Below are 8,241 nucleotides of genomic sequence, written 5' to 3' on the forward strand. Positions count from 1 at the left end.
CCGCGGGGCCCGGGGGTTTTGTACGACCGGCGCGTGGGGGCCGGTTGGCCTTGCCCCTCCGGGCCCCTTCGCGCGTGCGGGCTCTATTCCGGTGACCGCTTCGGGCGCCACACCACCAGCGCGCTGGTCTGCTGGACCTCCTGGTACGGGACCAGGTCGCGGCGGTAGGAGGCGTGGACGGCGGCCTCGCGCTGCTGCATGGCGACCGCCGCACCGTCGAGGGCCGCTTCCAGTTCCACTACGCGGGACTGCAGCGCGGCGACCTGGTTCTCCAGCTCGATGATGCGCTTGATACCGGCCAGGTTGATGCCCTCGTCCTGCGACAACTGCTGGACGGTGCGCAGCAGCTCGATGTCGCGGGCCGAGTAGCGCCGGCCCCGCCCGGCCGTGCGGTCGGGGGAGACCAGGCCGAGGCGGTCGTACTGGCGGAGGGTCTGCGGGTGCAGGCCGGAGAGCTGGGCCGCCACCGAGATGACGTAGACCGGGGTTTCCTCGGTCAGTTCGTACGGGTTGCGCCGACGGCCGTCCATCACTCTCAAGCTCCCTTCGCGGCCTGGAACAGCTCCGCCCGCGGGTCCTCGCCCGCGGTCGCCTCGCGATACGCCTCCAGGGCGTCGCGCGCCTTGCCCGACACATCCTTGGGGACGCTCACCTCGACGGTGACCAGCAGGTCGCCGCGGGTGCCGTCCTTGCGGACCGCGCCCTTGCCCCGGGCGCGCATGGTGCGGCCGTTGGGCGTGCCCGGCGGCAGCTTCAGGGTGACCGGCGGTCCGCCGAGCGTCGGGACGCGCACCTCGCCGCCGAGCGCCGCCTCCGCGAAGGTGACGGGCACGGTGACGGTGAGGTTGTCGCCCTTGCGGCCGAAGACCGGGTGGGCGTCCACGTGGACGGTGACGTACAAGTCGCCCGAGGGGCCGCCTCGTTCGCCGGGTGCTCCCTTGCCGCGCAGCCGGATCCGCTGGCTGTCGCTGACGCCCGCGGGGATCCGTACCTGCATGGTCCGGGACGACTTGGCGCGGCCCGAGCCCTGACAGATCTCGCAGGGGTTCTCGGCGATCAGGCCTCGGCCCTTGCAGTCCGGGCAGGGATCGGTGAGCGAGAAGCCACCGCCCGAGCCGCGGGCCACCTGGCCGGTGCCCACGCACGTCGGGCACACCCGCGGCGTGCCGTTCGCGTCGCCGGTGCCCGAGCAGGCCTTGCAGGGCGCCTGCGAGGTCATGCGCAGCGGCACGGTCGCGCCGTCCACCGCCTCCGTGAAGCTCAGCGTGACCTCGGTGTCGATGTCCTGGCCGCGCCGCGGCTGCGTACGGGTGCCGGTGGTGGTGCCACCGCGGTTGAACAGGCCCCCGAAGACATCACCGATGCCGCCGCCGAAGCCTCCCGTGCCCTGGCCCTGGGAACCGCCTCCGAAGAGGTCACCCAGGTCGAAGTTGAAGGAACCGCCGCCGGCGCCGGGACCCGGACGGAAGCCGCCGTTGCCGAAGAGAGCGCGTGCCTCGTCGTACTCCTTGCGCTTCTTCGGGTCGCCGAGGACGTCGTTCGCCTCGGAGATCTCCTTGAAGCGCTCCTCGGCCTTGGCGTTGCCCTTGTTGGCGTCCGGGTGGAACTCGCGGGCGAGCTTGCGGTACGCCTTCTTGATCTCGGCCTCGGTGGCGTCCTTGGGGACGCCGAGGACCTTGTAGAAGTCCTTCTCGATGAAGTCCTTGGTGCTCATCCTCGACGTCCCTCCTCCCTCATTCCGTCAAGCTCAGCCCTCGTCCGGGCCACCGCTCTCCTTGTCCTCAACCGCCTCGGCCGACTCGTCGGCCTTGACCGTCTGCGCCCCGGGCTGGGGTTCGGCGACCGCCACCCGCGCGGGGCGGATGGTGCGCTCGCCGATGCGATACCCCGGCTGCAGAATCGCCACGCACGTCGTCTCCGTGACGTCCGGCGCGTACGAGTGCATCAGGGCCTCGTGGATCGTCGGGTCGAAGGGCTCGCCCTCCTTGCCGAACTGCTGAAGCCCCATCTTCGCCGCGACGGTCTCCAGCGACTCGGCCACCGACTTGAAGCCGCCGACCAGTTCGCCGTGTTCCCGCGCGCGGCCGATGTCGTCGAGCACGGGCAGGAGCTCGGTCAGGAGGTTCGCGATGGCGACTTCCTTGACCGCGATCCGGTCGCGCTCGACCCGGCGGCGGTAGTTCTGGAACTCGGCCTGGAGCCGCTGGAGATCCGCCGTGCGCTCGGTGAGCGCCGTGCGGGCCTGGTCCAGCTGGGCCGTCAGGCCGACCAACTGTGCTGCTGCGTCCCCGTCCGGGGCCGCCGCCCCCTCCGAAGAGGGGGTGGCGGTCTGCGGCTCGGCGTCGTCAGGGGTGGCGCCGGAGGGGACGTCAGGCTTCTCTTCGAAGCCCGGGGTCTCCTCCGTCACGCGGCACCGTCCTTACGGTCCTCGTCGACGATCTCGGCGTCGACGACGTCGTCGTCGGCCTTCGGCTGCTCGGCACCGGGGGCAGCACCCTCGGCGCCACCGGCGGCCTGCGAGGCCTGGGCGTCCGCGTACAGCGCCTGGCCGAGCTTCTGCGAGACGGCGGCGACCTTCTCGGTGGCCGTACGGATCTCGGCGGTCTCCTCGCCCTTGAGCGCGGCCTTCAGTTCCTCGACGGATGCCTCGACCTCGGTCTTGACGTCACCGGGGACCTTGTCCTCGTTGTCCTTGAGGAACTTCTCCGTCTGGTAGACGAGCTGCTCGCCCTGGTTGCGGGTCTCGGCGGCCTCGCGGCGGGCGTGGTCCTCCTCCGCGTACTTCTCGGCCTCCTGGCGCATCCGGTCGACCTCGTCCTTCGGCAGCGAGGAGCCGCCGGTGACGGTCATCTTCTGCTCCTTGCCCGTGCCCAGGTCCTTCGCGGTCACGTGCATGATGCCGTTGGCGTCGATGTCGAAGGCGACCTCGATCTGCGGGACACCGCGCGGGGCCGGCGGCAGACCGGTCAGCTCGAACATCCCGAGCTTCTTGTTGTACGCCGCGATCTCGCGCTCGCCCTGGTAGACCTGGATCTGCACGGAGGGCTGGTTGTCCTCGGCGGTGGTGAAGATCTCGGACCGCTTGGTCGGGATCGTCGTGTTCCGCTCGATGAGCTTGGTCATGATGCCGCCCTTGGTCTCGATACCGAGGGACAGCGGGGTGACGTCGAGGAGCAGGACGTCCTTGACCTCACCCTTGAGGACACCGGCCTGCAGGGCGGCGCCGATGGCGACGACCTCGTCCGGGTTGACGCCCTTATTGGCGTCCTTGCCGCCGGTCAGCTCGCGGACGAGCTCGGCGACGGCGGGCATACGGGTGGAGCCACCGACGAGAACGACGTGGTCGATCTCGGAGAGGTTGATGCCGGCGTCCTTGATGACGTTGTGGAACGGCGTCTTGCAGCGCTCCAGCAGGTCGGCCGTCAGCTGCTGGAACTGGGCGCGCGTGAGCTTCTCGTCCAGGTGCAGCGGGCCCTCGGCGGACGCCGTGATGTAGGGCAGGTTGATCGAGGTCTCGGTGGAGGAAGACAGCTCGATCTTGGCCTTCTCGGCGGCCTCGCGGAGGCGCTGGAGGGCCATCTTGTCCTTGGAGAGGTCCACGCCGTGGCCGCTCTGGAACTGCTTCACCAGGTAGTCGACGACGCGCTGGTCCCAGTCGTCACCACCGAGGTGGTTGTCACCGTTGGTGGCCTTCACCTCGACGACGCCGTCCCCGATCTCCAGGAGGGACACGTCGAAGGTGCCGCCACCGAGGTCGAAGACGAGAATGGTCTGGTCGTCCTTGTCGAGACCGTAGGCCAGGGCGGCGGCGGTGGGCTCGTTGACGATACGCAGGACGTTCAGACCCGCGATCTCACCGGCCTCCTTCGTCGCCTGACGCTCGGAGTCGTTGAAGTACGCCGGGACGGTGATGACCGCGTCGGTCACCTTCTCACCGAGGTACGCCTCCGCATCCCGCTTCAGCTTCTGCAGGATGAAGGCGGAGATCTGCTGGGGGTTGAAGTCCTTCCCGTCCAGGTTGATCTTCCAGTCCGTGCCCATGTGACGCTTCACGGAGCGGATGGTCCGGTCCACGTTCGTGACCGCCTGGCGCTTGGCGACCTCGCCGACGAGCACCTCACCGTTCTTGGCGAAGGCGACGACGGACGGCGTGGTCCTGGCGCCTTCGGCGTTGGTGATGACGGTGGGCTCGCCGCCCTCCAGAACGCTGACGACGGAGTTAGTCGTGCCCAGGTCGATGCCGACCGCACGTGCCATTTCGATGCCTCCAACAATGACTTGAGTGGAACGGACTCAAGTGTGCACGACGCCCGGCGCTCGGTCAACAGAGCTGAGTCGGGGGGGCTCAACTCTTATCCGCACCTTACGCGCAGGTATGCCTTTCAGCCCGTCCGGCGCTTGAGGACGAGGGCGTCAGACCGATAGGGAGGTCTGGGGGCGGATCCGCCAGGTGAGGGGATCGAGCAGGGGCGGCGGGGGAGAGAAACCGGACGCACGCCCCCTACCGCCGCGACGAGCACGACGGCCCCCGCCACCCACCACGCCGCTCCCGCCGCCACCCACCCCAGATCGATGAACAGCCCGACCGTCGCCCCCGCGAAGGCGGCGACCCCGATGACGACCGCGGCCCCCCGCCCGGTCAGCCCGACCCGGCGCAACCGGTGCACGAGATGATCGGGTCCGGAACGCGACAGCGGGCGCCCGGCGCGCCATCGCGAGACAAGGACGAGCCCGGCATCCGCGCTCGCCACGGCCGTCAGCGCGAACAGCGAGGCGACGCTCGCCCCCGCCTCCCTCTCCGCGTGTACGAGCACCCCCGCCGAGGCCAGCACGAACCCCGCGAACAGCGCCCCGCACCGCCCCGGCACGATCCGGGCCGGCGGCCAGCCGTGCATCAGGAACCCGGTGAGCGAGGCGGCCAGCACGCTCAGCAGCGCCGCGAGCCCGTCCATGACCTCGGCGGCCGCGCATCCGCTGAGCGCGAAGGCGGTGAGCACACCGACGGTCCCCATCACCCCGTCGGCGTGGTCGAGCGAGGCGAAGGCGTGCGTGACGAAGACGATCCAGCCGACGGCCACCACCGCACCCAGCAGGCCGAGTTGGTCGTACGGCACGGTCAGCGCGGCGGCGCCGGCCACGACGGTGATCCGCGCCGCGAGCGCTACGGGCCACAGATCGGCGACCAGCCCGAGCGCCGCCACCACCATCCCGGCCACCAGCAGCCGCGCGGCATCCGGCCCCAGCGGTGCGACGTGCGTCCAGTCCCCGACCCCGGCGACGAACGCCGTACCGCTCACCACGGCCACCCCGCCCAGCAGCGGAACCGGCCGCACCCGGCGGCGTTCGACCATCCCGAGGCGCAGGGCGAACGTCCGCAGCAGCGCGGCGAGCGCGGCGGTGAGGAGCAGGGCGGCGGTGGCGGCCGTGATTCCATACAGCACGTCGCCAATTTAGGCGTGATTGTCACAGTATCGTGCGATTAACACGATCGGGTTTATGCGTCCGGGGTTCGGGCGTCCCTCCTCGGCCAAGGCGCGGAGGCGGCGCGGACCACTCAGGTTCCCCTCAGCGACGCAGATCACCGCACTCCTGGCTACAGTGCGGCGGAAGAAGTGGGTAGTCTCAGACGGACTGCATAAGTTACCGCTTAGTAATCACCTTCGAGGTCACTCTCGGAGCAATACCTCGCAGGCCCGAGGAGCCCCCAAATGCAACTCGCCGCGATCATTGTGTCGCTGGTACTCGCCGTGGTCGGCGTGGCGCTGTTCAGTCGTGCCATCGCGCAGATCTACCGGTTCGTACGGCTCGGCCAGGACGTCCCCGCGGGCACCCGCACCGACGACTGGACCGCGCGCACCGTCACGGTGGTCAGGGAGTTCCTCGGCCACACCCGCATGAACCGGTGGGGCATCGTCGGCGTGGCGCACTGGTTCGTCGCCGTGGGCTTCTTCTCGCTCGTCGCCACCCTCGTGAACGCCTTCGGCCAGCTCTTCCAGGCCGACTGGATGCTGCCGATCATCGGCCACTGGCTGCCGTACGAGATCTTCGTCGAGTTCATCGGCCTGATGACGACTCTCGGCATCCTCACGCTCATCGTGATCCGCCAGCTGTCGCGGCCGGGGCGGGCGGGCCGCAAGTCACGGTTCGCGGGCTCCAACACCGGTCAGGCCTACTTCGTCGAGTCCGTCATCCTCATCATCGGCCTCGCGATCATGACCCTGCGCGGCCTCGAGGGCGCCCTCGCCGGCGTGCACGGCTACGAGGCCGCGTACTTCTCCTCGTACCCGATCGTCGCCGCCTTCAAGGGGACGAGCGTTTCCACGCTCCAGAACCTGATCTACCTCACCGCGATGATCAAGATCGGGACGTCCTTCATCTGGATGATCACGGTCGCGCTGAAGACGGACATGGGTGTCGCCTGGCACCGCTTCCTCGCCTTCCCGAACATCTGGTTCAAGCGGAACGCCAGGGGTGAGACCGCGCTGGGCGCGCTGCTCCCGATGACCTCCGGCGGCAAGCCGATCGATTTCACCGACCCCGGCGAGGACGACGTCTTCGGTGTCTCGCAGGTCGAGCAGTTCTCCTGGAAGGGCCTGCTGGACTTCTCCACGTGCACCGAGTGCGGTCGCTGCCAGTCCCAGTGCCCGGCCTGGAACACCGGTAAGCCGCTGTCCCCCAAGCTCCTCATCATGTCGCTGCGCGACCACGCGCACGCCAAGGCGCCGTACCTGCTCGCGGGCGGCGGCAAGACCATGGAGGGCGAGGAGAAGGCGTCGGCCGAGGCCCTGAAGGATGTCCCGGCGTCCGCGCTGGCCGAGGCCGAGCGCCCGCTCATCGGCACCGTCGAGGAGAACGGCGTCATCGACCCCGACGTCCTGTGGTCCTGCACCACCTGCGGCGCCTGTGTCGAGCAGTGCCCGGTCGACATCGAGCACATCGACCACATCGTCGACATGCGCCGCTACCAGGTGATGATCGAGAGCGCGTTCCCGTCCGAGGCGGGCACGATGCTCAAGAACCTGGAGAAGAAGGGCAACCCCTGGGGGCTCGCCAAGAAGCAGCGCCTGGAGTGGACGAAGGAGGTCGACTTCGAGATCCCCGTCGTCGGCCGCGACATCGAGGACCTGTCCGAGGTCGACTACCTGTACTGGGTCGGCTGCGCGGGTGCCCTAGAGGACCGCGCCAAGAAGACCACCAAGGCCTTCGCCGAGCTGCTGCACATCGCGGGCGTCAAGTTCGCGATCATGGGCGGCGACGAGAAGTGCACCGGTGACTCGGCCCGACGGTTGGGCAACGAGCCCCTGTTCCAGGAGCTCGGCATGGAGAACGTCGCGGCGCTGAACATGGCGTTCGGCGAGGACGACGAGTCCGCGGAGACGAAGAAGCCGAAGTCCGCCAAGAAGATCGTCTCCACCTGCCCGCACTGCTTCAACACCATCGCCAACGAGTACCCGCAGCTCGGCGGCGACTACGAGGTCATCCACCACACGCAGCTGCTCCAGCACCTCATCGACGAGGGCAAGCTGCTGCCGGTCACCCCGGTGGACGGTCTCATCACGTACCACGACCCCTGCTACCTGGGCCGCCACAACAAGGTCTACACGCCCCCGCGCGAGATCATGTCCGCCGTCCCGGGCCTGCGCCAGCAGGAGATGCACCGCCACAAGGAGCGCGGCTTCTGCTGTGGCGCCGGTGGCGCGCGGATGTGGATGGAGGAGCGGATCGGCAAGCGCATCAACAACGAGCGCGTCGACGAGGCTCTGTCCCTCAACCCGGACATCGTCTCGACCGCCTGCCCGTTCTGCCTCGTCATGCTGACCGACTCGGTCAACGGCAAGAAGAACGACGGCCAGGCGAAGGAGTCCATCCAGGTCGTGGACGTCGCCCAGCTGCTGCTGGACTCCGTCAGGACGCCGGTCGACGACGAGCCTCCGGCGGGTGAGGCGGAGGCCGAGAGCGAGCCCGAGCCCGCGCCCGTGAAGTAGGCCCCGCTCTCGAGCACAGCCTGGCGACGACGCACCCCATGCCCCCTTATGACCCGGGGACATGGGGTGTTGTCGTTCCCAGTGGATGGACCAAGGGAGCGGTACCGGCCGCGTCTGCGGCAACCGCGCCCGTCCCCGCACGGCGTAAGCGGTTTTCGCCCCCTCCGCCCCTACCCGTCCCGTACCTGGGGGGCTCCGCCCCCCCCACACCCCCGTCGCCCGTAGCGCCCTTGCGGCCACCCCCCCGGGGGGGTAG

General features: G+C 69.3%; 6 protein-coding genes. 1 reads left to right on the forward strand and 5 read right to left on the reverse strand.

Going from position 1 to position 8,241, the window contains the following annotated elements; genetic code table 11:
* Positions 1 to 83: 83 nt before the first annotated feature.
* The 5 genes from AB0D27_RS44370 to AB0D27_RS44390 form a co-directional block, all read right to left on the reverse strand.
* On the reverse strand, positions 84 to 530 hold the full coding sequence (locus AB0D27_RS44370; RefSeq protein ID WP_362521091.1) for a helix-turn-helix domain-containing protein: 447 nt from the start codon (positions 528 to 530) through the stop codon (positions 84 to 86).
* Between the two features lie 5 nt (positions 531 to 535).
* Positions 536 to 1,714, reverse strand: a complete 1,179-nt coding sequence (gene dnaJ / locus AB0D27_RS44375) for a molecular chaperone DnaJ (RefSeq protein WP_362521076.1) — start codon at positions 1,712 to 1,714, stop codon at positions 536 to 538.
* 33 nt (positions 1,715 to 1,747) lie between these two features.
* On the reverse strand, positions 1,748 to 2,407 hold the full coding sequence (gene grpE / locus AB0D27_RS44380; RefSeq protein ID WP_362521079.1) for a nucleotide exchange factor GrpE: 660 nt from the start codon (positions 2,405 to 2,407) through the stop codon (positions 1,748 to 1,750).
* On the reverse strand, positions 2,404 to 4,257 hold the full coding sequence (dnaK, locus tag AB0D27_RS44385; RefSeq protein WP_362521082.1) for a molecular chaperone DnaK: 1,854 nt from the start codon (positions 4,255 to 4,257) through the stop codon (positions 2,404 to 2,406). Before dnaK ends, grpE begins: the two co-directional genes overlap by 4 nt.
* Before the next feature lie 125 nt (positions 4,258 to 4,382).
* Positions 4,383 to 5,441 (reverse strand): MraY family glycosyltransferase, encoded by a 1,059-nt coding sequence (locus tag AB0D27_RS44390; protein ID WP_362521085.1) that lies wholly within the window; start codon positions 5,439 to 5,441, stop codon positions 4,383 to 4,385.
* A 267-nt stretch (positions 5,442 to 5,708) separates the two neighbouring features.
* On the opposite strand from AB0D27_RS44390, the gene AB0D27_RS44395 reads away from it, so the two are divergent.
* A complete protein-coding gene (locus AB0D27_RS44395) occupies positions 5,709 to 7,985 on the forward strand; it encodes a (Fe-S)-binding protein (protein ID WP_362521088.1) in 2,277 nt (758 codons plus the stop codon).
* Positions 7,986 to 8,241 lie beyond the last annotated feature (256 nt).

The organism is Streptomyces sp. NPDC048415 (genome assembly GCF_040651675.1).
Lineage (GTDB): Bacteria > Actinomycetota > Actinomycetes > Streptomycetales > Streptomycetaceae > Streptomyces.

What these genes read in the sequence shown, in the direction of transcription:
- dnaJ (WP_362521076.1), bottom strand. Translation starts at nt 1,714, where the DNA reads ATGAGCACCAAGGACTTCATCGAGAAGGACTTCTACAAGGTCCTCGGC.
- AB0D27_RS44395 (WP_362521088.1), top strand. Translation starts at nt 5,709, where the DNA reads ATGCAACTCGCCGCGATCATTGTGTCGCTGGTACTCGCCGTGGTCGGC.
- AB0D27_RS44370 (WP_362521091.1), bottom strand. Translation starts at nt 530, where the DNA reads ATGGACGGCCGTCGGCGCAACCCGTACGAACTGACCGAGGAAACCCCG.
- dnaK (WP_362521082.1), bottom strand. Translation starts at nt 4,257, where the DNA reads ATGGCACGTGCGGTCGGCATCGACCTGGGCACGACTAACTCCGTCGTC.